Genomic DNA, 25,469 nt, shown 5'->3' with positions numbered 1-25,469 from the left:
CGAATGCCGCCATTGCTCGACGCTGGATCTTGCTGCACTGGCGAGACGGCTGGGCGGGGACTACCCCCTGGACAGGTTGAAGCGGTCTCTACGCTGCGGAGTATGTGGCTCGCGGGCGGTTTCGATCAGCATCGGCGGGAGCCCCGCTGCTCAGCAGATATGACGATGGGTAGGCCGGGCAGTTGACCGAAGAGGATCGCGATCGGGTAAGCGGGGAAACGGACTTCCGTCTGGAACTTGCGGAGGCCGCATTGGCCCATGTGGTTGGCGACAGCACCGAGCGCGCGTATCGGCGGGGGGATGCGCTGGAGAAGCGGCGGGAGTTGATGCAGGCTTGGGGTGAATATGCGGCGACCTGATCAAGCAGTCGCCACGAAACCAACTAGGCAGCCGCTTCTATGGCGCAGCACCGTCATTCATTGATACGAAAGGGGTCTCGCTGGCTGTCATAAGGCCCTGATGGACCGGGCTGATTATATGGGTTGGTGCTGTGATACTGCCTTGAGCCATTGCTGAACCTCTCTGTGTACCCGCCAGAAAGATTCTGCTGTGTCTGAGAATGGAGTCTTCCATTTCGATAAGTATTCTGACCACCGCCCAGATTGTCCCGCGTTATATAAGTATTTCCCTGTGAATCCGTCGAGCAATTGGAAGCAAGTCCGCATCCAGCAACTGCGGGAACCGGCAGCAACATTGCTGCCAATATCAGGCCTGATTTCCACATTTTATTGGCTCCTTAGCGTCAACGGGGGACGATGCTCTTGGCTATTAAATTGACTAGTGGCTAGGTACCGTATCACCTTCGGCAAAAGGCGCAAACCATACACGGCAAGGGGGGCATAAGTGGATATTGTCTGGGCGCTGGTCGTCCTGATCCCTGTATCAGACATTGGGGTAACAAATCTCGACACAGGTTATCGGCATGAAGATCCGGCCGATTGTGCCGAAGTTGCCCTGTCGCTTACGAAGGAAGCGGACGCGACTGAAGACCGTTTCGACGACACCCCCCTGGAGGAAGGCCCACTGGATCATAACTTCCGCAATAGGTACGTCTGCATTCCTGTTCCCGGTGACTAGTCGCGCAACGCGCACGCGCCTATTGCCGACGTTTCCTTGCACGCCATCGTACGAAGCGGCGGGCCTTGTGCCTAGGCAGTTTGGGCTTCGTCAGTCCGCCGATGGGTGAGGCGCTTGCCGGCGATGCCCGAGGAGCTTCGTGGGCGCGTTCCGCGTCGGTCATATCACGGGTGATATAGCGGAAATCGAACTCGCCAACGTAACGCTTCAGGTGCTGCCGGCTGACGTGATTGGAGGCTGTCGGCAACAGGCTCACTGGGGTTCATCTTTCCCTGCACCGCCGCGAGCAAGCTTGCTGGATCAAAAGCCCGAGTATCGTCTAGCCGATGTCGTTTACCGGCCCTCCTGAGAAACCCGCACAACCGTGCCAGCGCACCCGTCATCCTCACCGCCCCAGCCGCATCACCCTTCTCCATCGCCAGTTCGCGTGCCTGGTGCAGGTCCTCGATTGTCTGCTCGATCGTGAGGCGCGCACCCGTGAGTTCCAGTTCCAGCAGCACCGCGCACCTTGGCGCGACCTTGGCGGCCATCCTGGAGGCTGCCGTGTGGACGCTCTCCGGTTTCCAGCGCCGGGAACGCGGCCAGACTTCGCGGTAGGCGTCGCTCTGGCTGTAGCCTGACAACAGCAGGTGGGCAAACCGCTCCTGGTCGACGGTGAGGCCGGTCGGGGCTCGATGTCCTGTGCTCATTGTCTTGTTCCAGATGCGGTTGTTCCAAGCCTGCAAGCTATTGGCATTGTGCCATATCGGCACAAGTGACGCGAGTGACGCTTGTGACGGGAGATTCCTATTACCCTCTAGGAAAAGTTCATTCGTTTCGCCTATAGAGCACTATGGGTTTTTACCGTCACAAGCGTCACTGCCGTCACCAGCCCCGGAAGTATGTCCAGATTTTTTGACAAGACGGACCTTGAAGCCCCGCCCGGTATTGGTGCGGTGCCGCTCGAAACCTTTGTCACGGAGTTTCTGACTGAACTGGCGTTCCGTTCCCGCATGTTCCCCGGCCCTGATGCAGTACCCTTGCCAGTCTGCATATAACAGCCCGGTCAACATGAAGCCGCTAGGGTCCTCTTCCACGTTCCCCTCCAGCCACTGCCCAAAGCTGTCCTCGTCTTCCAGGTACTCATCCGACGCCGCCCTGACACTGGCAGGCGGTGCCAGCCCGATCCGTCGCCATTCCATGAAGCCCTTCACCATCCAGGCGAGAATGCCGGGCCATTCCCTTCTCAGCTTCTCGAAGAGCTGGGGATCACGCTCTTCCGGCGGGATCGTTACGTCGAAAGGGATCAGGTGCATGCGCCGCCGCATAGCCTCGTCGACGCTTCGCAGGCCGGGCTTGTGGTTGCCCGAGATCACCAGCTTGAACTGCGGTTTGAACTCGAAGTCGTCCTGTCGCATGAATCGAGCCGTGATCATGTCGCCACCAGTCAGGGCCTTGATCTTGGCCTCATCCCAGCGCCTTCCTTCCGGCGTCTCGGTCGCGGTCACCAGCCTCGCCCCCTGCATCCGCGCGAGTTCAGTTGAATGCCGGTCATTCGACGATGACATGAAGGTATCGACCGGGGCGTTGGACCTGTAGTCGCCCAAGATCCCCGCAACCGTCTCCACGAATACGGACTTGCCGTTGGCGCCCTTGCCATAAAGGAAAAACACGGCGTGCTCGCCTGTCTCACCGGTCAGGCCGTAGCCCATCACCCGTTGCAGGAAGGCTTGCAGTTCCACGTCGCCCCCTGTGATTCGGTCGAGAACGGCATCCCACAGGGGCGTGTCCATTTCGAAATCGGGCGCTACTGCCGTCATCCTGGTCTGGTGGCGTTCGGGGTCATGTGGCAGAACTTCAGGCTCACTCCCGAGCATGATCATTCCGCCGGGCGTGTTGAGCAGCAGCGGATCGGCGTCCCACTGATCCACCGTTGCCGCGTGCTTTCTGTCCGCCCTTGCCAGCGCCTCGACGGCATCGATGGTTCTACGCGAGCCAAGCCCCTTGCCGTTATCTTTGGCCTGTGACGCGACGGCCTGGCAGACGCGGCGGGCAAGATCCTTGGCCTCCAGGGTCTCATCCCTTCGCCAGCGTCGGCCATCCCAGATCATCCACACGCCCCATGCTGCGACATATCGCAGGCGGTCTGCGAACTTGTGCGTAAAGGCGGCGGCAAGCCGCTCGTCGGTCCAGGTGCCACCCGGAGGAAGCACCTCGCCATCAAGCACAACAGGTAATGCGGGCAGACGCGACTGGCCCAGGATGATCGGGCTCTTCACCTTGCCCTTGTGCGGACACCCGGTGCACCGCTCGTCGCCCCCTAGCTCCGCGAACGTCTCGCAGGTATAGGGGCCTTGCGTCCCGTCAGCCTTGGCCGTTGTCTCCGCCGTGTCGTAGCGAGGGTCACCCTTGCTCCATTCGTGGATCAGGTCTTTGCCGCCTTCACAGCGCCAGAGCACGGACAGTGCCGCACGCCATAGGGGTTCGCTGACAGCGCCGCCTTCCGCCTTCACATGGGCCATCTGGGCGCACCCTTCCTCGATGGATTCGATACGCGCCGGCGGAAACTCCTGCTCCATGCCGGCCGTCCACCGCGAACTCTCTGGCCGACCGGACTCCGGTTTGGCGAAGTCCCTTGTCAGCTCTTCCAGTTCTGCGGGGTCGTACGCGGCTTCCGAGAAATGCACCTCGACCTTCAACGGCTGAGTCTTCCGGTTGTGCGTACCAGGAACACGCATCACGCGCGCCCCATCTGCCGTGCAGGCAGGGTCGATCTTCAGGTCGATAGAACGCAGATACGCCTTGAAGGCTTCGGCGAGCGGCTTCCACCGTTCACAGACGATTGGCTCACTGAACTTCCAGTAGGCGTGCAGGCCATGTCCCGACTGAACGACGGCGGACGGGGGAGGGAGCCGCCCGGTTGTTACGCACTCACTGAAAGCGGCAAGCCCCTCCTGAACCGCGGCATATGGCTTTTTCGGCCCGCAGTCGATGTCGATCCACAGGCTCTGGACCTGCACCACCATCTCTTGCTTGCGGCTCTGTTTCTCGAAGGCCGCAGGGGCGAAGTACACCTCGCAACCGGCCTTATCCAGTTCCCGCGCCTTCGCTTCGGCCTCCGCGCGATCGGAGACCCAATGGTGTTCGGGGTGACCACCGTCGCGGGCTGAGAACAGGCAGTGCTCGCCCTTCTCGGGCCAGAGATCGAAGATCGACTTCATCGGCCCGGCTCCAGGAATTCGGTGTCGGGCGCAGCCCATGTGAGGAATTTCAGCCATTCCTCTGCGAACTCGTCGCTGGTGCTTACCGTGAAGATATGTAGCCCCTTGGCTAGCAGTATCCCAGCTGCCAGAGGCGACACGCTGTCGATCGGCCTTGAAGGCTGATCGACGCCAAGGCGATGAGCCACACGAACTGCCCGAAGAAGCGATCCCTCATGATAGAACTCCGGCAACCGGGCGCCCGCGCATGCGCAGTCAGACAGATCACATGCAACCCCCAGAGCGGACATCGCGGCGCCTCTGCCGGGCCTACGCCAAGGCTTGGTATGGCACCCGGAGACCATGCTCATCCAGATTGGACCGAGTTTGAAGAGGCGCTGCATCACACCACCTCCCGGCCGGCGCGTTCCCGCAGCCAGTCTTGAAGGTCATCGAGCAACCACCCAACGCTGTTTTTGCTCAGTCGAACCTTCTTGGGTGTTTCGCCAGCTTGATGAAGTCGCCACCAGGTGGAGCGGCTGATACCGGTGATGAACGCGCGCTCGCGCTCGCGGACAATGCGGGTTCCAGATCGTGTGTTCATATCGTCCTCGCTGCTTGCCAGTGCGCACCCGTGCGGAAACGGAGGGGTGCTTCCTGAGCAGAGAAGACAACTATCTTGGAGTTGTAGTGGAGGCTGAAATCCCGATGACTACAACTTTCTTGGAAACCCTGATTTTTCTAAAAGAGAAATGAGCTTCGCCAGCTCGAGACGTCGCTTTGACCCTCTGTCGCTATTTTTCGATATCATTTCTGCGTATCTGACTCTTGCACTCTTAGCGGTGAGGCCTAAGTCTGGACGCTGCTTCGCAACAATTGCAGCTGCATTTCTTACGCTGTGCGGACCGCCCCCATCCTTGCTCAACTTGTGGACTTCCACTAAGAGCACCAAATCTCTGGTGGCGCTCGTTTCTGGAATCAGAGCCGCTGACTCATCCGCGAAGCGGAACCCAGGAACATGATCAGCTGCAAGCGCAAGCAAGAGCTGCATCAAGCCGCCCTCGTCCAGGTTCCCTGTGATCCTGTAGTGCTCTTTCAAAGCGAACACGCGTTCGAGCATATCAAGCGGGTTGCTGGCACTTGGTTTCATGGGCGCAGCAAGAATGCCCTCATATTTGGGACTGCTACGCTTCATGCGCTCCGGTTCCCCTGCTTTGTTTGGCCTCAGCTTGGGGCGAAACGGCCTGAAACAAGCCCCGAAAAATTTTTGAACGGGCCGGTGTACCAAAGGAACACAAACGACACCCCCCGCCGTTTGGGGGAGGCCCCCCTTTCGCGGGATTGTTCCCTCCAGGGCGTCGATCTGCCGGACTAAAGGCCCGACCGTAGATGGCGCAGCGCGGCGGATGAATGGCAAGATGGCGCAGCCGCAGGGGCAAAAACACTGCCTTTGGCCATCAGATAGTGGGGTTGATGGTGGGGTTTTCGCAGATCAATCCACAGACTATTTATAAATGTCAATATGTTAGATAGGAGAACTGGCGGAGGGAGGGGGATTCGAACCCCCGAGGGCTTGCACCCAACACGCTTTCCAGGCGTGCGCCTTAAACCGCTCGGCCATCCCTCCGGAAGGCCGGGACTATAGCCGCGCGAGTCCTCAGATCAAGCCCGATGGTCGCCGATTCATCCACCGCCGCGGTCGAAGCGCGGACGGGCCCGGCGGTAGGTCTCCCACAGCGCTTCGGCGTCGACTTCGGTGTAGAGCTGGGTGGTCGAGAGCGATGCGTGGCCGAGCAGTTCCTGGATCGCGCGCAGGTCGCCGCCACCGCCCAGCAGATGGGTGGCGAAGCTGTGGCGGAGCGCATGGGGCGTCACCGTCTCCGGCAGGCCGAGCGCGCCCCGGAGCCGCCGCACCGCGGCCTGCACGATCTCCGGCCTGAGCGCGCCGCCGCGGGCGCCGACGAACAGCGCCCGGTCCGGCGTCTCCTCGTGCGGGCAGGCGCGGCGATAGTCCTCGACCGCCTCCCCGATGATCGCGAGCAGCGGCACGCGGCGCGCCCGACCGCCCTTGCCGTCCACCGTGACCGCCGATCCCAGCGGCGCGTCGTCGACGGTGAGCGCCAGCGCCTCCGAGATGCGCAGCCCGGCGCCGTAGAGCAGCAGCAGCACCGCCCGGTCGCGCAGCGCCTGCCAGTCGCGCCGTGTCGCCACCGGCCCGTCGACCAGCGCCCGCGCCGCCGCTTCGGAGACCGGCTTGGGCAGGCGGCGGGGGCTGCGGGGCGGCTCCAGCGACTGGGCCGCCGGATTGCTCAGACGGCCGATCTGGTCCATGCGGCGGAAGAAGCTGCGGACGGCCGCGATGGCGCGCGCATTGGAGGCCGCGCCGACGCCGCGGCGGCGCCGGGCCGCGAGCCAGGCGCGCAGGTCGGCCGGCCGGAGCGCGCTCAACGCGGCATGGTCGACAGGACCGCCCAGATGGCCGGTCAGGAAGTCCGTCAGGTCGTCGAAGTCGGCGGCGTAGGCGGTCAGCGTCCGCGCCGCCAGGCGGCGTTCGTGCTCCAGCCAGTCGAGCCAGGCCCGGCGGGCCGATCGTAGGAAGTCCTGGGAAACTCCGCTCACCCGTCCTTCTCGACGGCGGTGACCTTGATCTCCACGACGCCCGTCGGGATGGCCAGCGCGGTGATCGAGATCGCCGTCCAGGCCGGGTAGTCCGGCCCCTTCAGATAGCGGTCCTTGACCGCCATAAAGGTCTTCATCTGGCCGTCCAGATCGGTGTGGTAGGAGGTGATGTCGACCACGTGTTCCCAGTCGCTGCCCGCCGCGGCGAGCGTCTGGCCAATGGTCTCGAAGGCCTGCTCGATCGCGGCCTCCATGGCGCCGTCGCCCGCCTCGCTCTGGTTGGCGACCACGCCGGACATCCAGATCATGCCCTTCGCGCGCGTCGCAGGGGCCATGTGGAAGTGCTTCGGCGCCCAGCCCTGTCCGTCGGGCACGATCATTTCGGGTTTCATTGCGTTCTCCCTCGCCGGCGGTTCAGGCCGCGGGAAGATTCAACCACTTGCGCAGACATCTTTCCAGCACTTCGGCCATGAAGGCGAGCAGTTCGGTGCCCTGGCCGGGGTGGAAGCGGCCCCCCTCCCGGCTGCCCAGCGCCAGCAGCGCCACCGGGGCGTGGCTGTTCGGCGTCAGCCGGACCAGCGCGTCGGAGCGGACCAGCGCCGCCGCCGGGCCGAACATCCGTTCCGTGTCCTCGGCCCGCTCGCGCAGCAGCACGCGGCGCTCCGGCCCCAGCGCCTGGTCGACGGCGCCCACGGGCAGGACGTAGACGCCCTGGGTCCGCGAGGCCGGCGTGCCATCCGATTCGATGCAGAGCGAAGACGCGTCCACATCGAGCAGCAGCGGCAGGTCGTGGGTGACGGTGTGGATCAGTTCCTCGAAGTCGCGGGCGTCGAGCAGGGCCAGCACCGCCTGGTGGATCAGGGCCTGGCTGGACAGGTTGGAGCGCGCGGACTGGATCAGTTCGTCATGGCTGTCGCGGGTGCGGGCCAGGTCCTGCTGCAGGCGTGTCACCATGAAGCCCTGCATGTCGACGATCTCCGCGCCGTCGCCCGGGGCCTCTTCGAAGCGGGACGGCGGCGCCAGCCGGCGCAGCAGCTCCGGCCGGCGGTTCAGGAAATCGGGATGGCGGGCCAGGAAGTCGGCGACCTCGTCCTCGGTCGGGCCGTCTGGCGGGTTCTGTCCGGGACACCGGGCGGCCACCGTTCAGGCCTCGGCCGTGTCGGCGTCCAGGATCGACTGGCCGGTTTTCGCCCAGTCGTCGAGGAAGGCCTTCAGGCCCTTGTCGGTCAGCGGGTGGTCCGCCAGCCGGTGCAGCACGTCCGGCGGCAGGGTGGCGACGTCGGCGCCGATCTTGGCCGCCTGCAGCAGGTGCATGGGGTGGCGGATCGAGGCCACCAGAACCTCGGTCTCGAAGGCGTAGTTCTCGTAGATCTCGACGATGTCGGAGATCAGCTCCATGCCGTCCTGGCCGATATCGTCCAGCCGGCCGACGAAGGGCGAGATGAAGCTCGCGCCCGCCTTGGCGGCCAGCAGCGCCTGGTTGGCGCTGAAGCACAGCGTCACGTTGACCATGACGCCGTCGTCGCTCAGCGCCTTGCAGGTCTTCAGCCCGTCCATGGTCAGCGGCACCTTGACGGCGATGTTGGGCGCGATCTTCGCCAGCTTCCGGCCTTCCTTCAGCATGGTTTCGTGGTCGGTCGCGGTGACCTCGGCGGAGACGGGGCCGTCGATCAGGCCGGCGATCTCCGCCACCACGTCCAGGATGCGTGCGCCCGACTTCGCGATCAGCGAAGGATTGGTGGTGACGCCGTCCACCAGCCCGGTCGCGTTGAGCTCGCGAATCGCCGCCACATCCGCGCTGTCGACAAAGAACTTCATGCTTAACCCATTGCGTTTGCTGGCGGGGCCCTGCGCGGCTTGCTGCGCGAACCGGCCGCCATAGACTGGCCGGCATGTCCGACCCCGGTTCCTCCCCCCGACTTGTTGCGTCCGGCCCGGCCCGCGTCAAGGTCTTGCTGCCGCTGCCGTTCGGGAGCCCTATGACTATCTGGCGCCGGGGGACCGGGTTCCGCCGCCCGGCGCGGTGGTTCGCGTCCCCCTCGGTCCGCGCGAGGTGACCGGCGTCGTCTGGGACGAACCGGAGGGGGGCGAGGCCGCGCCGGTCCCGGCGGCGAAGCTGAAGCCGGTGCTCGAGATCCTGGACGGTCTGCCCGCGCTGGACGATGCCTTCCGCCGCTTTCTCACGGTCACTGCACGCTATTATATCCGGCCGCTGGGCGACGTGCTGTCGATGGTCACCCGCCGGCTGGGCCACGCCCGGCCGCCCCGGCCGGTCACCGTCTACCGCGCCACCGGCGGGACGCCGAAGCGAATGACCCCGGCGCGCGAGCGCGTGCTGGAGGCCGCCGGCGGCGCGCCGCCCATGACGGCGAAGGACCTGGCCGAGATCGCCGGCGTCGGCCCCTCGGTGGTCAAGGGACTGGCCGAACAGGGCGCGCTGGAGGCCTTCGAGCGCGCGGCGGACCCGCCGCTGGCCCAGCCCGATCCGGCGGCGCGGCGGCCCGAACTCAACCCCGACCAGCAGAAGGCGGCGGACGCGCTGCGCCGGGCGGTGGGGCAGGGCTTCTCGGTCACTCTGCTGGAGGGCGTGACCGGCGCCGGCAAGACCGAGGTCTATTGCGAGGCGGTGGCGGAGACGCTGGCGGCGGGCCGGCAGGTCCTGGTCCTGCTGCCGGAGATCGCGCTCACCCAGCAGATCGTCGGCCGCTTCGCCGAACGCTTCGGCGCGGCGCCGGTGCAGTGGCATTCGGGCCTGAGCGACCGGGACCGGCGGCTGGCCTACCGCCGCATCGTCACCGGCGAGGCCCGGATCGCCGTCGGCGCGCGCTCGGCGCTATACCTGCCCTTTCCCGATCTCGGCCTGATCGTCGTCGACGAGGAACACGATACTTCCTACAAGCAGGAGGATGGGCTGCATTATCACGCCCGCGACATGGCGGTGCTCAGGGCCTCGATTCTGGAACGGCCTGCGGTGCTGGTTTCGGCCACGCCTTCCCTGGAGACGGTGAAGAACGTCCGCGACGGACGCTACGCCCATGTCCGCCTGCCGCAGCGCTACGGCGTCGCCGAACTGCCGGCGATCACGCTGGTCGATCTGCGCGAGGCGCGGCCGCCGCCCGGGCGCTGGATCTCGCCCCCGCTCGAGCAGGCGGTCCGTAAATCGCTGGAAGCGGGCGAGCAGGCGCTGCTGTTCCTGAACCGCCGCGGCTATGCGCCGCTGACGCTCTGCGACGCCTGCGGCTTCCGCCTGCAGTGCCCGCACTGCACCGCCTGGCTGGTCGAACACCGCTATCTTGGGCGGTTGCAGTGCCATCACTGCGGCTACGAAACCCGCAAGCCGAAGGAATGTCCTTCCTGTGGCGCGGAGGACCGCCTGAAGGCCTGCGGGCCGGGCGTGGAGCGTCTGGCCGAGGAGGCGGCGGCGCTGTTTCCGGAGGCGCGGCTGGCGCTGATGACCTCGGATCTGGTGCGCGGGCCCGAACAGGCCGAAAAACTGATCGAGGCGATGAACCGCGGCGAGATCGACCTGATGATCGGCACCCAGATCGTCGCCAAGGGCCACAATTTCCCGGGACTGACCACTGTCGGCGTGGTCGACGCCGACCTTGGCCTGGAGGGCGGGGACCTGCGCGCTGCCGAGCGCACGCACCAGCTGCTCCATCAGGTCGCGGGCCGCGCCGGGCGCGCGGAGAAGCCGGGGCGGGTGCTGGTGCAGACCCACCAGAGCGAATCGCCGGTCCTCCAGGCGCTGGCGCGCCACGACACGGACGCCTTCGTCGAGCGCGAACTCGATTCGCGCCGCGCGGCGGGGATGCCGCCCTTCGGCCGGCTGGTGGCCCTGGTGCTCTCGGCGCCGGAACACGCCCAGGCGCGCGACCTGGCGGCCATGCTGGCCCGCGCGGTGCCGGGGGCGGGCGACAGCGACATCCGCGTGCTGGGTCCAGCGCCGGCGCCGATCGCCGTGGTGCGCGGCCGCCATCGTTTCCGGTTCCTCGTCTCCAGCCGTTCCGGCCGGGCCCTGCAGCCCTATGTCCGCCAGTGGCTGAAGGACGTGAAGCTGCCCGCCGCCGCACGTCTCGTCATCGACGTGGACCCCCACAGTTTCCTTTGATTTCCGGGACCTGGCGGCCCCCGGCGCCGCAATGGACACAATGCCGCAATGGGGGGGATTGCCGTTCTGAAAGAGCGCATGCTAGAAGCCGCCGGGTTGCACGCGATGCAGGGGGCACCGCGCTGTGACCGCTTTGTCTGAGCGTTGGAGGCCCGGCTGTTCCCGAAGCGAAGACGCTAGAGAACGTCGGGCAGGGCACTCACCTTCGGGGACGGATTTTTTGGCTGCCGATAAATCGATTACAGCCGGCATCGCCGGACGATACGCGACGGCTCTGTTCGATCTCGCGGAAGAACAGAATGCGCTGGACGACGTACAGCGCGACCTGCAGACGATCACGAGCCTTCTCGAAGAGAGCGCGGATCTGGTGAAAGTGGTGCGGTCGCCCGTCATCAGCCGCCAGGATCAGGCCAGGGCGATGGACGCCGTTCTCGAGGCGGCCGGCGCTGGCCAGACGGTCAGGAATTTCGTCGGCGTGGTGGCGCAGAACCGCCGGCTGTTCGCGCTGCCGGGCATGATCCGCGCCTACAACGAGCTTCTGGCCCGGCACCGGGGCGAGGTTTCGGCCTCGGTCACCTCGGCCCAGCCGCTGAGCGAGGAGCAGCGCCAGAAGCTGTCCGATACGCTGAAGCAGGCGGTGGGACGGGACGTCAACATTGAAACCAGCGTGGACGAGGGGCTGCTCGGCGGCATGGTCGTCCGGGTCGGCTCCCGCATGGTCGACTACTCGCTGGCCACGAAACTCAACAGTCTACGGTTGTCGATGAAAGGGGTTGGATGATGGACGTCCGCGCCGCAGAAATATCCGACATTCTCAAAGAGCAGATCGCGAACTTCGGCTCCGAAGCCGATGTTTCCGAGGTCGGCCAGGTGCTCTCCGTCGGTGACGGCATCGCCCGCATCTACGGCCTCGACAAGGTCCAGGCCGGCGAGATGGTCGAGTTCCCGAACGGCATCAAGGGCATGGCGCTCAACCTCGAGACCGACAATGTCGGCGTCGTGATCTTCGGTTCAGACCGGGCGATCAAGGAAGGCGACACCGTCAAGCGCCTCGGCACCATCGTCGACGTGCCCGTGGGCAGGGCCTGCTGGGGCGCGTGGTCGACGGCCTGGGCAATCCCATCGACGGCAAGGGGCCGATCGAGGGCGCCGAGCGCAAGCGCGTCGAGGTCAAGGCGCCGGGCATCATCCCGCGCAAGTCGGTGCACGAACCGATGCAGACGGGCCTGAAGGCGCTGGACGCCCTGGTCCCCGTCGGCCGCGGCCAGCGCGAGCTGATCATCGGCGACCGCCAGACCGGCAAGACCGCCGTCGCCATCGACACCTTCATCAACCAGAAGAACATCAACGCTTCCGACGACGAATCGAAGAAGCTCTACTGCATCTACGTCGCCATCGGCCAGAAGCGCTCCACCGTGGCGCAGGTCGTCAAGCAGTTGGAGGACAACGGCGCGATGGAATACTCCATCGTGGTCGCCGCCACCGCCTCGGAGCCGGCGCCGCTGCAGTTCCTGGCGCCCTATACCGGCTGCACCATGGGCGAGTACTTCCGCGACAACGGCATGCACGCCGTGATCGTCTATGACGATCTGTCCAAGCAGGCCGTGGCCTATCGCCAGATGTCCCTGCTGCTCCGCCGTCCGCCGGGCCGCGAAGCCTATCCGGGCGACGTCTTCTACCTGCACAGCCGCCTGCTGGAGCGCGCCGCGAAGATGAGCGACGCGCACGGCGCGGGTTCCCTGACGGCGCTGCCGATCATCGAGACCCAGGCGGGCGACGTGTCGGCCTTCATCCCGACCAACGTCATCTCCATCACCGACGGCCAGATCTTCCTGGAGACGGACCTGTTCTTCCAGGGCGTCCGGCCGGCCATCAACGTCGGCCTGTCCGTGTCCCGCGTGGGCTCGGCGGCGCAGACAAAGGCGATGAAGAAGGTTTCGGGCTCGATCAAGCTGGAGCTGGCGCAGTACCGCGAGATGGCGGCGTTCGCGCAGTTCGGTTCCGACCTCGACGCCTCGACCCAGCGGCTGCTGAACCGCGGCGCGCGGCTGACGGAGCTGCTGAAGCAGGATCAGTTCTCGCCGATGACGGTGGCCGAGCAGGCCGTGTCCATCTTCTCGGGCGTGAACGGCTATCTGGACGGCATCCCGGTCGACAAGGTGACGGACTTCGAGCAGTCGCTCCTCAGCGAGATGCACGCCAGGCATCAGGACGTGCTGGACACGATCCAGAACTCCGGCGAGCTCTCCGGCGAGACCGAGGAGAAACTGAAGTCCATCCTGGACGACTTCGCCAAGACCTTCGCCGCCTGAACAGTAAAGCCGGAGCGACAAGCCCATGGCCAATCTGAAAGCGCTGCGCGGCCGCATCACGTCGGTCAAGTCGACGCAGAAGATCACCAAGGCGATGAACATGGTCGCCGCGGCGAAACTGCGCCGCGCGCAGGACTCGGTCGAAGCCTCCCGGCCCTATGCCGAGCGGATGGAGCGTGTCATCGGCACGCTCGCCTCCGGCATGGAAGGCCGCGACGACGCACCGCCGCTGCTGGCAGGCACGGGCGCCGACCAGCGTCACCTGATCGTCGTCGCCACCGCCGAACGCGGTCTCTGCGGCGGCTTCAACGCCAACATCGCCAAGCGCGCCCGCGCCAAGATCGCCGAGCTCGAAGAAGCCGGCAAGGACGTGCAGATCCTCTGCGTGGGCCGCAAGGGCCGCGACGCGCTGCGCCGCATGCACGGCCGGAAGATCATCGACACGATCGAACTCGCGGGCGTACGCAATGTCGGCTTCGAGCACGCCAGCCCGATCGGCCAGCGCCTGCTGAAGATGTTCGAGAACGACGAGTTCGACGTCTGTCACCTGATCTTCTCGAAGTTCGTCTCCGTGCTGACGCAGGAGCCGACGGTGCTGCGGCTCATCCCCGCCCAGGTTTCCGGCGATGTCGAGCCGCCCGATCTCGAAGGCGCGGTCTACACCTACGAGCCCGACGAGGACCAGATCCTGCGCGAGCTGCTGCCGCGCAACATCTCGGTGCAGATCTTCCGCGGTCTGCTGGAGAACGCGGCCTCCGAACAGGGCGCGCGGATGACCGCGATGGACAACGCCACGCGCAATGCGGGCGACATGATCGACAGGCTGACGCTGGAGTACAACCGGCAGCGCCAGGCGGCGATCACGAACGAGCTTATTGAAATCATCTCCGGCGCCGAGGCGCTGTAGCGGATAAGGGTTAGCGAAAGGTCCAACCTTTCAGAAGGCGGGAGCAGAAAATGGCTACCAATGTTGTCGGTAAGGTCACGCAGGTGTTGGGCGCGGTCGTCGACGTGCAGTTCGAGAACGAATTGCCGGCGATCATGAACGCGCTGCACACGGAACTGGACGGCAAGCGTCTGGTGCTCGAAGTGGCGCAGCATCTGGGCGAGAGCACTGTCCGCACCATCGCGATGGACGCCACCGAGGGCATGGTCCGCGGCCAGGAAGTGACCGACACTGGCGAGGCGATCATGGTGCCGGTGGGGCCGAAGACGCTGGGCCGCATCATCAATGTCGTCGGCGAGCCGATCGACGAGCGCGGAGAGATCGGCGCTGAGATGACGGCGCCCATCCATGCCGAAGCCCCGTCCTTCGCCGACCAGTCCACCGAGTCCGAGGTTCTGGTGACCGGCATCAAGGTCGTGGACCTTCTGGCGCCCTACGCCAAGGGCGGCAAGATTGGCCTGTTCGGCGGCGCGGGCGTGGGCAAGACCGTGCTGATCATGGAGCTGATCAACAACGTCGCGAAGGGCCATGGCGGCTATTCCGTCTTTGCCGGCGTCGGCGAGCGCACGCGCGAGGGCAACGACCTCTATCACGAGATGATCGAGTCGGGCGTTATCGACCTCGAGGGCGGCAACTCGAAAGCGGCGCTGGTCTATGGCCAGATGAACGAGCCGCCGGGCGCCCGCGCCCGCGTCGCCCTGACCGGCCTGACCCTGGCGGAATACTTCCGCGACCAGGAAGGCCAGGACGTGCTGTTCTTCGTCGACAACATCTTCCGCTTCACCCAGGCGGGCTCCGAGGTTTCGGCGCTGCTGGGCCGCATCCCCTCGGCGGTGGGCTATCAGCCGACGCTGGCCACCGACATGGGCACCCTGCAGGAGCGCATCACCTCCACCAACAAGGGCTCGATCACCTCGGTGCAGGCCATCTACGTGCCGGCCGACGACCTGACCGACCCGGCGCCGGCGACGTCCTTCTCGCATCTGGACGCCACCACGGTGCTGTCGCGTCAGATCGCGGAGCTGGGCATCTACCCGGCGGTGGACCCGCTCGATTCGACCTCGCGCATTCTCGATCCGCGCGTCGTCGGCGAGGAGCACTACGAGGTTGCCCGCCGGGTGCAGGAAGTGCTGCAGCGCTACAAGGCGCTGCAGGACATCATCGCCATTCTGGGCATGGACGAGCTCTCGGAAGAGGACAAGCTGGTCGTCGCCCGCGCGCGCAAGATGCAGCGTTTCCTGTCGCAGCCGTTCCACGTCGCCGAGGTCTTCACCAATACCCCGGGCGTCTTCGTGGACCTGGAAGAGACCGTCCGCGGCTTCAAGGAAATCCTGGAAGGCAAGCACGACGACCTGCCGGAGAACGCCTTCTACATGGTCGGCACCATCGGCGAGGCGCTGGACAAGGCGAAGAAGCTGGCCGCCGAGGCGGCGTAGGACAGAGGTCCTGCCCGTGCAGCGTCCGTCGCCATCCGATCAGGGAGCGTAGACAGTGGCCGACAAGATCAACTTCGAGCTGGTTTCGCCCGAGCGGCTGCTCGCCACGGTCGAGGCCGAGATGGTGGTGGTACCCGGCACCGAGGGCAATTTCGCTGTGATGCCCGGCCATATGCCGCTGGTGTCGACGCTGCGCCCTGGCGCGCTGGAGATCTACGAGGACGACGGTGGGGCGCCTTCCGCCCGCTATTTCGTCGCGGGCGGCTTTGCCGAAGTGGCGCTGGACAGCTTCACCGTCCTGGCCGAGACGGCGATCCCGCTGGAGGATCTCAGCCGCGATCACCTGGATCAGGAAATCCAGAACGCGCGCGAGGATCTTGAGGATGCCGGCGACGACGAGGAGAAGCGCACGGCGATCGAGGAGAAACTGTCGCAGCTGGAGGACATCAAGGGCGTCCTCGGCAGCGACACGACCATGATCCCCTGACGCTCCGCGTCTTCTGCAACCGATCCGGGGTCCGGCGTTCGCGCCGGGCCCCTTTTCGTTTCGGCCCCTGGCCGGGCGGTCAGGTGAGACCGATCAGCGTCACTGCGCCGACGATGATCAGATAGGCGGCGACGATGTAGTTGAGCAGCCTGGGCGCGATCAGGATGGCGATGCCGCCGATCAGGGCGATCAGACCTTCGACAAGCGTGGGCGAGATGTACATGGCGGATTCCCCCGTTCTCGTTCTTCGACAGACGTGTCGGGGGGATATATGGGGCCGCGGGAGCCGAAGCGCAAAGCGCGCGCCGGCGCGGTGTCAGGAAACCAGCGCGCCCGTGGTCCTGCGCCGGCGGCGGGGCTGCGGGTTTGCGGCCCCCGTGTCGTCATCGAACAGTTCCGCCAGCTTCTCCATCATCGCGCCGCCGAGCTGCTCGGCGTCGACGATGGTGACGGCCCGGCGATAGTAGCGGGTCACGTCATGGCCGATGCCGATGGCGATGAGTTCGACCGGCGAGTTCTTCTCGATCCATTCGATGCTCTGGCGCAGGTGGCGGTCGAGGTAGTTGCCTGCGTTCACCGAAAGCGTGGAATCGTCGACCGGGGCGCCGTCGGAGATGACCATCAGGATGCGCCGCTGCTCCGGCCGCGCCATCAGGCGGTCATGCGCCCAGCCAAGCGCCTCGCCGTCGATGTTCTCCTTCAGCAGCCCCTCGCGCAGCATCAGGCCGAGGTTCTTGCGCGCCCGTCGCATGGGCGCGTCGGCCGGCTTGTAGACGATGTGGCGCAGGTCGTTCAGCCGGCCCGGGTTGGGCGGCTTGCCGGCCGCCAGCCAGCTTTCCCGCGACTGCCCGCCCTTCCAGGCGCGCGTGGTGAAGCCCAGGATCTCGACCTTCACCGCGCAGCGCTCCAGCGTGCGCGCCAGGATGTCGCCGCACATGGCCGCGACCGTGATCGGGCGGCCGCGCATGGAGCCGGAATTGTCGATCAGCAGGGTCACCACCGTGTCGCGGAAATCCATGTCCCGCTCCATCTTGTAGCTCAGCGGCAGGACCGGGTTGGCGACCACGCGGGCCAGCCGCGAGGTGTCGAGATAGCCGTCCTCCAGGTCGAACTCCCAGGAGCGGTTCTGCTTCGCCATCAGGCGGCGCTGCAGGCGGTTGGCCAGCTTGGCGACGACCGTCTGCAGGCTGTGGAGCTGCTGGTCGAGCTGGCCGCGCAGACGGCTGAGTTCCTCGGCGTCGCAGAGGTCGGTGGCCTCGATCACCTCGTCGAAGGCGGTGGTGAAGGGGCGGTACTGCTTGCGCTCGGGGTCGTTGGCGAAATCGTCCGGATAGACCGGGCGCTTGCCCTTGCCGGCCTCCTCGCCGTCGCCCTCCATCTCGTCCTCGCCGGCGGCCTGGACCTGCTCGCCCTGCTCGTCGGCGCCCTCGTCGCCGTCGCCCTGCTCGGCGGACTGGGGCTCGGAGGCCTGATCGCTGCCGTCTTCGCTTTCCTGCTCCGACTGCTGCTGCTGTTCGCTGTTGTCCTCTTCGGAGTCCTGATCGTCCTCCTCGCCTTCGGCGGGCTCGTCCTCCATGTAGCCGAGATCGCGGATCAGCTGCCGCGCGGCCCTGGCGAAGCCTTCCTGGTCGTCGAGATTGTCGAGAAGCTCGGAGACGTCGCCGCCGGCCTTCTCCATCAGCTCGTCGCGCCACAGGTCGAGCACGTTGCGCGCATCGTCGGGCAGGGGCTGGACACCCAGCGCCTCACGCAGCATGAAGCCCACCGCCTCGGAGAGCGGGGCCTCGGACTGGTCGCGCAGACGGCCGTAGCCGCGCACGCGGCAGCGCTCCTCCAGCGCGGCGTTCAGGTTTTCCGCCACGCCAGACATGCGTTTCGCGCCGATCGCCTCGACGCGGGCCTGCTCGATGCTCTCGTAGATCGCGCGCGCGGTGCCGCCCTGGGGCAGGTTGCGCCGGTGCACCTTGGCATCGTGATGTTTCAGCTTCAGCGCGAAGGCGTCGGCGGCGCCGCGGATCTGGGCCAGCTCGGCCTTTTCCATGCGGCGACTGGGCACGGGCAGGCGCACGCGCTTGCCCCGGAGGGCGGGCGTCTCCGGACCATAGGTGACCTCCGCGTCCCGCTCCTCGGCGACGGCGCGCAGCGCGGCGGCGACGGCGCGCTTGAACGGTTCGGTCGGTGGTTCCTTGCCCTTGCTCAAGCCTGCCTCAGTTCACCGTGACGCTGGCGGCGGATTCCGGCAGGTCCTTGCCCATGCAGCGCTGGTAGTACTCGGCAACGACGGGGCGTTCCATCTCGTCGCACTTGTTGAGGAAGGTGACGCGGAAGGCGAAGCCGATATCGCCGAAGATCTCGGCGTTCTCCGCCCAGGTGATCACCGTGCGCGGCGACATGACCGTGGAGATGTCGCCGTTGACGAAGCCCGCTCGGGTCAGGTCGGCGACGTTGACCATGGCGCTGATGGCCTTCTTGCCCTCGGCGGTGTCGTAGGCCGGCGCCTTGGCCAGCACGATGTCGCACTCGGCGTCATGCTCCAGGTAGTTCAGCGTGGTGACGATGTTCCAGCGGTCCATCTGGCCCTGGTTGATCTGCTGGGTGCCGTGATAGAGGCCGGTGGTGTCGCCCAGTCCGATGGTGTTGGTGGTCGAGAACAGCCGGAAGCAGCTGTGCGGCTTCAGCACGCGGTTCTGGTCCAGCAGGGTCAGCTTGCCGTCATGCTCCAGCACGCGCTGGATCACGAACATCACGTCCGGCCGGCCGGCGTCGTACTCGTCGAACACCATGGCGACGGGGTTCTGCAGCGCCCAGGGCAGGATTCCGTCACGGAACTCGGTCACCTGCTGGCCGTCGCGCAGGACGATGGCGTCCTTGCCGACCAGGTCGATACGGCTGATGTGGCTGTCCAGGTTGACGCGCACGCAGGGCCAGTTCAGGCGTGCGGCCACCTGTTCCACATGGGTCGACTTCCCGGTGCCGTGGAAGCCCTGGATCATGACGCGGCGGTTGTGCTTGAAGCCGGCCAGAATGGCCAGCGTGGTGTCATGGTCGAACAGGTAGGCGGGATCCAACTGCGGCACGCGGTCGGTGGACTCCGAGAACGCCGGCACTTCCATGTCGCTATCGATTCCGAACGCCTGCCGCACGGAAACGGTCATGTCCGGGAGCCCCTGGGGCAGCGTCGGCAGGTCGGCGGCATAGTCGGTGGAGGTCATGCGTAATCCCTGATCGTGGAACGGGAAGTAGGTCCGTCAGCCAAGACTGGCGCTCAGCACGCCATAGGCTTCGTTGATGTGCTTCAACCGATCCTCATAGCCGCGATCGCCGCCATTGGCATCAGGATGAAAGCGTTTGGCGAGTTGCTTATAACGAAGCTTGACCTCACGCAAGTCGTCGGTCGGTTCGATCTGCAATACGTTGAACGCGCGGCGCTGCGCCGCCGTGAAGCGCTTCTCCGGCTTTGGGCGTGGCTCCGGCGGCGTCTCCGGATGGTCGTAGAGGCCGAACGGGTCGCGCAGATCGTCCGGGTGGAAGCGCCGCGAGACGCGCTCGCCCAGCTTCCATGTCGGCCGGTGCGCCCAGTGCACGGACCGCTGGAAGTTCTCCACCTCCACCTCGCTCATGCCCTCGAAGTAGTTCCAGGACTTGTTGTACTCGCGCACGTGGTCGAGGCAGAAATGGTGATAGCCGTCGGCCGGATTGCGCGATTTCGGGGCCCGGAAGGCGCCTTCGGCCTCGCATTCCTCGCGATCGCAGAACCGCTCGATGGGGCGGTTGCGTTCCGCGCTGGTCTGATATTTCTTGTTCCGGCCTCTCAGCATGCTGCGGAGTATGGTGGCGGCCGGAGCAACGAACAAGCTTGACAGGCGCGACAGACCGCGCCCCTGAAAGGGAAACGAGATGACCTATCGCGAGCGGATCGAGAGCAAGCTGAACGCGGCTTTCAGCCCGGCCGAACTGACGATCCGCGACGATTCCGAAAAGCACCGCGGTCACGCCGGCTACCGTCCCGAGGGCGAGACCCATTTTCACGTCCGCATCGTCGCGGCGGCCTTCGACGGCCAGAACCGCGTCGCCCGCCAGCGCGCCGTCTACCGCGCCCTGAAGGCGGAGCTCGACGAGCGCGTGCACGCGCTCTCGCTGGAGACCCTGACCCCGGCGGAGGCGGCCTGACGGCTCAGGCCGCGTCGGCCTTGCCGATGCTGTCGCGCAGTTCCCGTTTCAGCACCTTGCCGGTGGCGTTGCGCGGCAACTCGCTGATGAACTCGACCCGCTTCGGCGTCTTGTAGGTGGCCAGGTTCCGCCGGCAGTGGGCGATGATCGCCTCTCCGGTCAGCTCGGCGCCCTTCTTCAGCACGATCACCGCACAGCCGATCTCGCCCCACTTGTCGTCGGGCAGGCCGATGACGGCCGCCTCGGCGATGCCGTCGAGCTGGTAGATCACGTTCTCGACCTCCGCCGGATAGACGTTCTCGCCGCCGGAGATGTACATGTCCTTGGTGCGGTCGACGATGTAGTAGAAGCCGCGCTCGTCCATGCGCGTGGCGTCGCCGGTGTGCAGCCAGCCGTCGGTGATGGTCTCCGCCGTGGCCTCGGGACGGTTCCAGTAGCCGGGGGTGATATTCGGCCCCCGGACCCAGAGCTCGCCGACCTCGCCTGGCGCCACGTCCTCGCCGTTCTCGTCGACGATCCGCACATCGTTGTGCATCACCGGCTTGCCCGAGGAGCCGGGCGCGGTCATGGCGTCGGCGGCGTCCAGCACCAGCACGGACGGGCTCGTCTCGGTCATGCCGAAACCCTGCGCCAGGCCCAGCCCCTTCCGGTCCCAGGTCTCGAGGAGCGACAGCGATGACGGCGCGCCGCCGATGCCGGCCATCCGGACCCCGGAGAGGTCGGCGGTCTCGAATTCGGGCTGCTGCGCCATGAACTGGTAGTTCGCGGGCACGCCGAAGAAGTGGGTGATGCCGAGCTTGCGGTCCGTGAGCAGGTCCAGGCATGCCTTCGGGTCGAATGCCTTCATCACATGGACCGTACCGCCGGCGTGCAGCACGGGGTTCGTGTAGCAGTTGAGGCCGCCGGTGTGGAACAGGGGCAGCACGGTGAGCTGCACCGCGTCCGGCGTGATCCGGTGCGGCAGTCCCAGATTGACCGTGTTCCAGAAGGTCATGCCGTGGGTGATCATGGCGCCCTTCGGCAGGCCCGTGGTGCCGGAGGTGTACATGATGGTCCAGAGGTCGTCGTGGTCGAGAGCCACCATCTCCGTCGGCACCAGGTGGCGGGCGATGCCGCGCTCATAGGGTGAATCGGAGCCGTCGCCTTTGGTCTGCGCCAGGTGCGGGATGCCGACTTCCGCCGCCACGGCTCTGGCGCTGTCGGCGAACTCCTCGCCGTGGATCAGCGCCTTGGGACCGGCGTCCCGGGCGATGAAGCAGAGCTCGGGCACCGTCAGCCGCCAGTTCAGCGGCAGGAAGACCGCGCCCAGCTTGGCGCAGGCGAACTGGATTTCCAGCACGTCCGTGGTGTTGGGGGCCAGCACGCCGACGCGGTCGCCGCGCCCGATGCCGAAATCCTCCGTCAGCCAGGTGGCGACCCGGCCGGCGCGGTCGTTGGCGCGCCTGTAGGAGAAGCGCCGTCCGCTCGCCAGGTCGCACATTGCCAGGTGATCGCCGCGGAACGCCGCGTTCTTCGCCAGCCAGTCATAGACCTTGACCGCCATGTCTCATCCTCCCCTTCGATGCGAGGGGCGATGATAACGGCGCGGGCGCGAAGGTAAATGCGACGAGTCAGGCGGGCTGCTTGCGTCGGGGCGCCTCGCGGTCGTGCCACCACAGGCGCACCAGGCGGGCAGTGTCGTCGGCGGCGAGGCGGCATTCGATGACGCCATCGAACTCCAGCCGGAGGCCGGCCTCGGTGAGATCGAACTGGGCCGCCCAGCGGGCCACGCCCAAGTCGTCGCGCACGGCCATCGTCCTGTACATGAAAACCACGTTGTCCTGGCGCCCCAGGGCTTCCTGCCAGTGGGCCAGGATCTCGGACCGGCCCCGGCAGGGCGGGCCGAAGGGCGTCTCGAAAAAGCCGCCGTCGCCGGCGAACAGCGCCGCCATCTCCTCGGCGTTCTGGTTCTGCCAGGCGCTGCCGAAGGCCTGGAGCCAGCGGTCGAAGCGTTCCGTCATCGCCGCGTCCGGACTATCGGCACGGGACTCGCCGCTGGGTTCGCTCATCGCAAAACGTCTCTTTCCTGCCGGCTGCGGACACGCACGGAAACCCCTTCCCTCTAGCCCCTCTGACCCATCAAGGCAATGGGCGCGACCCTACGTTGCAAGCAATTTTCACACCAATCAGGCTGAGGTGCTTGAGAGTGTTCATTCAGCCACCTAATCTGCAATTCCGAGTCTAAAATGATCAAAGAAATCACCACATTTTAGATCATTTCTAATGTGAATTTCAGCTAGATGGCTGGGGCTCCCAAATTTTTGAGATAACATATTCTTTATGACTTCAGTATCATAGTCAGATATTTTGAAAGCAGTTCCGAAAATATTCGTATAGTGTTTTTATTACTAGGGAATATAATTTCCAAATTTTGTCTATGATAAAACATACCAAGAAAAATGATACGATTTCCAGAATTGTTTATTTTCCTTATTGATATATCAACTTCCTTTGATTTCATGCTTTCACTAAATGTCAGAATACTGTTCGACGCAGAAATGGTGGGAATAGCTGATAGTTCTTTGCCAAATTGGACCGTATTTGAGCTTCCTTGCCAAGGAAGGGTTCCAACGGTTCCGTACGGGTGTACAAACGAGCATTGGTTCAAAACTTCACCTGCTTCCTCGTCGCTAAGGTCGTAGTATGATTGAATAGCGTTAAATAAATAATGCTCAACGCATCGATCATAGTTAAATATTATAAACGATACTTTGTTAAGTAGACTCTTTATGTTATTTCGATCAACACCTTCAATTAGAATTTTGAATAGCTTACTGTACCATATTTTATTAAGAGAATCAAAATTCATGCGGGGATTTGCGGCTCGCGGATCAATGTAAAGCATCGACTTCTTTTCTGAATTCAGAATGCAGCGGGTAATGGCCAATTTGGCCAGCATCCCAATATCCTCATCGTGATTGTGGGCTTGCACAAAGTTATCAACTGATGCAGCTTGAACAAGGGAGTCTCTAATAAACCAACATTTGTGAAGAAGGGGGTTGATATTTTCCGAATCTGATTGACGCACAACATGCTTGAGTGCGCGTGTTATTTCTGTATCACCTGATGTTTGTTGATACCCATCTGGGAAGCGAATGTCTAATTTCGTGGCGATGCTCGATTTTAGTGTGTCGCCGATAGGCAATCCGGCTTCGGCACTCGCTCCTGCACCTACAACAAAGACTGTGGGCTTCGTGATCATCGGCCGAGCGCGGCCATCATCTCCCGCCATTCGCGCGCCGAAAGACCGCTGTTTTCCTGCGTCACGGCCTCGCCGTCGAGCATCCGGCGCAGCGCCGCCACGCCCTTCGCCGACAGGTGCGCGCCGCCCATGCGGTATTCCTCGAAGGCGGCGGCGCAGAGCGGCGTCCAGGCGCGCAGCGTCTCCATCATTGCATCCGCGTAGACGCGAATTTCATATTGCGCGTGGCTGTCGGCGCGCAGCGACAGGAAATGCATCAGATTGTGCAGGTCCGTCTTCCAGTACCACTGGGTGTAGAAGTTGAGCGACAGGTTCATCCGCGCCAGTTCCCGCGCCAGCCCGCTGCGCTCCGCATCCAGCGGCGCGCCGGCGTCGTCCTCGTTCAGCATCTCCTGGTAGTGTTCGTAGGCGCGCTCCGAATCCTCGCGCAGCAGGCGCATCACGCGCTCCGCCTCCTCCCCCTGCAGCACGTCGCCCCGGCCCTGGCGGTTGGAGCGCGACTGGGCGGCGAGCTGCTCCGGCGCCGGGATGTAGAACTCCCGGTCCAGGATGGAGTAGCGGGCGGAGTATTCGTTGACGTTGGCGGTGCGGTGGCGGATCCACTGCCTGGCGACGAAGATCGGCAGCTTCACGTGATACTTGATCTCGCACATCTCGAACGGCGTGGTGTGCCGGTGGCGCATCAGGTAGTTGATCAGGCCCGAATCCTGGCTGACCTTGCGCGTGCCGCGGCCGTAGGAAACGCGTGCGGCCTGCACCACCGCCGCGTCGTCCCCCATGTAGTCGATGACCCGCACGAAGCCGTGGTCCAGCACCTCGATGGGGCGGTAGAGCATTTCCTCCAGCGCCGGCGAGACCGCGCGCCGCGTCGGGGTCGCCTCGGCCCGCTGTTCCTCGATCTCGCGAAGCTGTTGGGCGGAAAGCGGCATGTCGTGATGCTCCGTAGCCAGGGGAACGGCGATCATAAGCCGATTCGCGGCCGTCCGCCGAAGGGGCTCTTCGGCGCGCTGGAAAATTCCAGCCGATTGCTTATATTGCAGGCGTCGGGTGACCGACTATGGCGATAAACGCTACGTGGAATAAGCGTAACGGACCCGGGGGCAGTACCCGGCGCCTCCACCAATTTCCCGCCTCGCGGGGGCTTCATGGGGGCGAAACAGGATCGACGTGCGTGGTAAAGACGTGGTTTTCGCCCGGAATGGCTCCGCCGTTATCGGGCCGTTTTCACAAGTGCCAATGACAACGAAATGGCGCTCGCTGCCTAATATTGCCAGGTAAGCGCGGCACGGGGGACGCCGGGCAACAGAAGTCCCCCACTGAATTCGCGCCGCCGTGGGGGCGGCCAGAAGGGGGCGTGGGCCGAAAGGTCCGGGAGGCTCGGATGAATTATTCCGAAATGGTCGAAGACGCATTGCGTGGCGTGGTCCGCGCGGCGCTGCAGAAGGCCGCGACGGACGGGCTGCACGGCAACCATCATTTCTATGTCACGTTCCTGACGCGGTTCCCCGGCGTGGAACTGCCCGATCATCTGCTGGAGCGTTATCCCAGCGATATCACCATCGTCCTGCAGCACCAGTACTGGGATCTGGAGATCGGCGACGAGGCCTTCGAGGTTTCGCTCAGCTTCAACAAGCTGCCGACGCGCATCCGGGTACCGTACGTCGCCATCACATCCTTCGCTGATCCCAGCGTCCAGTTCGGGCTGCAGTTCCAGCCCCAGGGCGAATGGGCGCCGGCCGAAGGGCCGGTGGATCCGGCCCGGAACCTGCCCGTCGGCGGCGACAGTGACGAGGCCGACGAAATCTCCGACGAGGCCCCGGCCGAGGAGGAGAAGCAGGGCGAGGTCGTTTCCCTGGACGCGTTCCGCAAGAAGAGCTGAACCCGCCGGCCG

Annotated in this window: 18 protein-coding genes, 1 tRNA gene, 1 other RNA gene and 2 pseudogenes; 9 read left to right on the top strand and 13 right to left on the bottom strand. The window is 64.9% G+C overall.

What is annotated here, in order from left to right:
* Nucleotides 1-1,241: 1,241 nt before the first annotated feature.
* The 7 genes from TEF_21295 to TEF_21265 all read right to left on the bottom strand — a co-directional run bounded on the left by TEF_21295 (nucleotide 1,242) and on the right by TEF_21265 (nucleotide 8,693).
* Nucleotides 1,242-1,766: a hypothetical protein gene (locus tag TEF_21295; protein ANK83052.1), complete on the bottom strand. Its 525-nt coding sequence runs from the start codon at nucleotides 1,764-1,766 to the stop codon at nucleotides 1,242-1,244.
* 141 nt (nucleotides 1,767-1,907) lie between these two features.
* On the bottom strand, nucleotides 1,908-4,277 hold the full coding sequence (locus TEF_21290; GenBank protein ID ANK83051.1) for a hypothetical protein: 2,370 nt from the start codon (nucleotides 4,275-4,277) through the stop codon (nucleotides 1,908-1,910).
* A 1,518-nt stretch (nucleotides 4,278-5,795) separates the two neighbouring features.
* Nucleotides 5,796-5,883: transfer RNA gene (locus TEF_21285), tRNA-Ser, on the bottom strand.
* Nucleotides 5,884-5,939: 56 nt separating this feature from the next.
* Nucleotides 5,940-6,875 (bottom strand): hypothetical protein, encoded by a 936-nt coding sequence (locus TEF_21280; GenBank protein ID ANK83050.1) that lies wholly within the window; start codon nucleotides 6,873-6,875, stop codon nucleotides 5,940-5,942.
* Nucleotides 6,872-7,267, bottom strand: coding sequence for a hypothetical protein (locus TEF_21275; protein ANK83049.1), 396 nt, complete (start codon nucleotides 7,265-7,267; stop codon nucleotides 6,872-6,874). Before TEF_21275 ends, TEF_21280 begins: the two co-directional genes overlap by 4 nt.
* 22 nt (nucleotides 7,268-7,289) lie before the next feature.
* Nucleotides 7,290-8,015 (bottom strand): hypothetical protein, encoded by a 726-nt coding sequence (locus TEF_21270; GenBank protein ID ANK83048.1) that lies wholly within the window; start codon nucleotides 8,013-8,015, stop codon nucleotides 7,290-7,292.
* A gap of 3 nt (nucleotides 8,016-8,018) precedes the next feature.
* Nucleotides 8,019-8,693 (bottom strand): fructose-6-phosphate aldolase, encoded by a 675-nt coding sequence (locus tag TEF_21265; protein ID ANK83047.1) that lies wholly within the window; start codon nucleotides 8,691-8,693, stop codon nucleotides 8,019-8,021.
* A gap of 74 nt (nucleotides 8,694-8,767) precedes the next feature.
* On the opposite strand from TEF_21265, the pseudogene TEF_21260 reads away from it, so the two are divergent.
* The 6 genes and pseudogenes from TEF_21260 (at nucleotide 8,768) to TEF_21235 (ending at nucleotide 16,167) form a co-directional block, all read left to right on the top strand.
* Nucleotides 8,768-10,986: pseudogene (locus tag TEF_21260) on the top strand (primosomal protein N').
* A gap of 220 nt (nucleotides 10,987-11,206) precedes the next feature.
* Nucleotides 11,207-11,767: an ATP synthase F1 subunit delta gene (locus tag TEF_21255; protein ANK83046.1), complete on the top strand. Its 561-nt coding sequence runs from the start codon at nucleotides 11,207-11,209 to the stop codon at nucleotides 11,765-11,767.
* Nucleotides 11,767-13,298 (top strand): annotated as a pseudogene (locus TEF_21250) (F0F1 ATP synthase subunit alpha). The gene TEF_21255 and the pseudogene TEF_21250 overlap by 1 nt, the downstream one beginning before the upstream one ends.
* 25 nt (nucleotides 13,299-13,323) lie before the next feature.
* A complete protein-coding gene (locus tag TEF_21245) occupies nucleotides 13,324-14,205 on the top strand; it encodes a F0F1 ATP synthase subunit gamma (protein ID ANK83045.1) in 882 nt (293 codons plus the stop codon).
* 50 nt (nucleotides 14,206-14,255) lie between these two features.
* Nucleotides 14,256-15,680 (top strand): F0F1 ATP synthase subunit beta, encoded by a 1,425-nt coding sequence (locus TEF_21240; GenBank protein ID ANK83044.1) that lies wholly within the window; start codon nucleotides 14,256-14,258, stop codon nucleotides 15,678-15,680.
* A 55-nt stretch (nucleotides 15,681-15,735) separates the two neighbouring features.
* Nucleotides 15,736-16,167 carry an ATP synthase F1 subunit epsilon gene (locus tag TEF_21235; GenBank protein ID ANK83043.1) on the top strand — a complete coding sequence of 144 codons (432 nt, stop codon included), beginning with the start codon at nucleotides 15,736-15,738 and terminating at the stop codon, nucleotides 16,165-16,167.
* Between the two features lie 316 nt (nucleotides 16,168-16,483).
* Here the strand turns inward: TEF_21235 and TEF_21230 are convergent, their stop codons facing one another.
* Genes TEF_21230 through TEF_21220 form a run of 3 tightly spaced genes read right to left on the bottom strand, consistent with a single transcriptional unit; the run spans nucleotide 16,484 to nucleotide 19,985 of the window.
* Nucleotides 16,484-18,367 carry a cobaltochelatase subunit CobT gene (locus TEF_21230; protein ID ANK83042.1) on the bottom strand — a complete coding sequence of 628 codons (1,884 nt, stop codon included), beginning with the start codon at nucleotides 18,365-18,367 and terminating at the stop codon, nucleotides 16,484-16,486.
* 7 nt (nucleotides 18,368-18,374) lie between these two features.
* A complete protein-coding gene (locus tag TEF_21225) occupies nucleotides 18,375-19,379 on the bottom strand; it encodes a cobaltochelatase subunit CobS (protein ANK83041.1) in 1,005 nt (334 codons plus the stop codon).
* A 36-nt stretch (nucleotides 19,380-19,415) separates the two neighbouring features.
* A complete protein-coding gene (locus TEF_21220) occupies nucleotides 19,416-19,985 on the bottom strand; it encodes a hypothetical protein (GenBank protein ANK83040.1) in 570 nt (189 codons plus the stop codon).
* A 79-nt stretch (nucleotides 19,986-20,064) separates the two neighbouring features.
* Here TEF_21220 and TEF_21215 point away from each other — a divergent pair, with 79 nt between their 5' ends.
* Entirely contained in the window at nucleotides 20,065-20,337 is a 273-nt protein-coding gene (locus TEF_21215; GenBank protein ANK83039.1) for a BolA family transcriptional regulator, read from the top strand.
* A gap of 4 nt (nucleotides 20,338-20,341) precedes the next feature.
* Here the strand turns inward: TEF_21215 and TEF_21210 are convergent, their stop codons facing one another.
* The 3 genes from TEF_21210 to TEF_21200 form a co-directional block, all read right to left on the bottom strand.
* Nucleotides 20,342-21,880, bottom strand: a complete 1,539-nt coding sequence (locus TEF_21210) for an acid--CoA ligase (GenBank protein ID ANK83038.1) — start codon at nucleotides 21,878-21,880, stop codon at nucleotides 20,342-20,344.
* A 67-nt stretch (nucleotides 21,881-21,947) separates the two neighbouring features.
* Complete coding sequence (locus TEF_21205; GenBank protein ANK83037.1) at nucleotides 21,948-22,385, bottom strand: hypothetical protein; 438 nt, start codon at nucleotides 22,383-22,385, stop codon at nucleotides 21,948-21,950.
* Nucleotides 22,386-23,574: 1,189 nt separating this feature from the next.
* On the bottom strand, nucleotides 23,575-24,507 hold the full coding sequence (locus tag TEF_21200; protein ID ANK83652.1) for an FAD-dependent thymidylate synthase: 933 nt from the start codon (nucleotides 24,505-24,507) through the stop codon (nucleotides 23,575-23,577).
* A 75-nt stretch (nucleotides 24,508-24,582) separates the two neighbouring features.
* Between TEF_21200 and ssrA the strand changes: the two genes are divergently transcribed.
* Together ssrA and TEF_21190 are read left to right on the top strand one after the other, a co-directional pair.
* Nucleotides 24,583-24,896: a transfer-messenger RNA gene (ssrA, locus tag TEF_21195) on the top strand.
* 63 nt (nucleotides 24,897-24,959) lie between these two features.
* On the top strand, nucleotides 24,960-25,457 hold the full coding sequence (locus TEF_21190; protein ID ANK83036.1) for a hypothetical protein: 498 nt from the start codon (nucleotides 24,960-24,962) through the stop codon (nucleotides 25,455-25,457).
* Nucleotides 25,458-25,469: the final 12 nt, after the last annotated feature.

The sequence above is a fragment of the Rhizobiales bacterium NRL2 genome (assembly GCA_001664005.1).
In the GTDB taxonomy this organism is placed as follows: Bacteria; Pseudomonadota; Alphaproteobacteria; order Minwuiales; family Minwuiaceae; genus Minwuia.
Note: the sequence above shows the minus strand (reverse complement) of the source record. Positions and strands in the feature narration are given on the sequence as shown.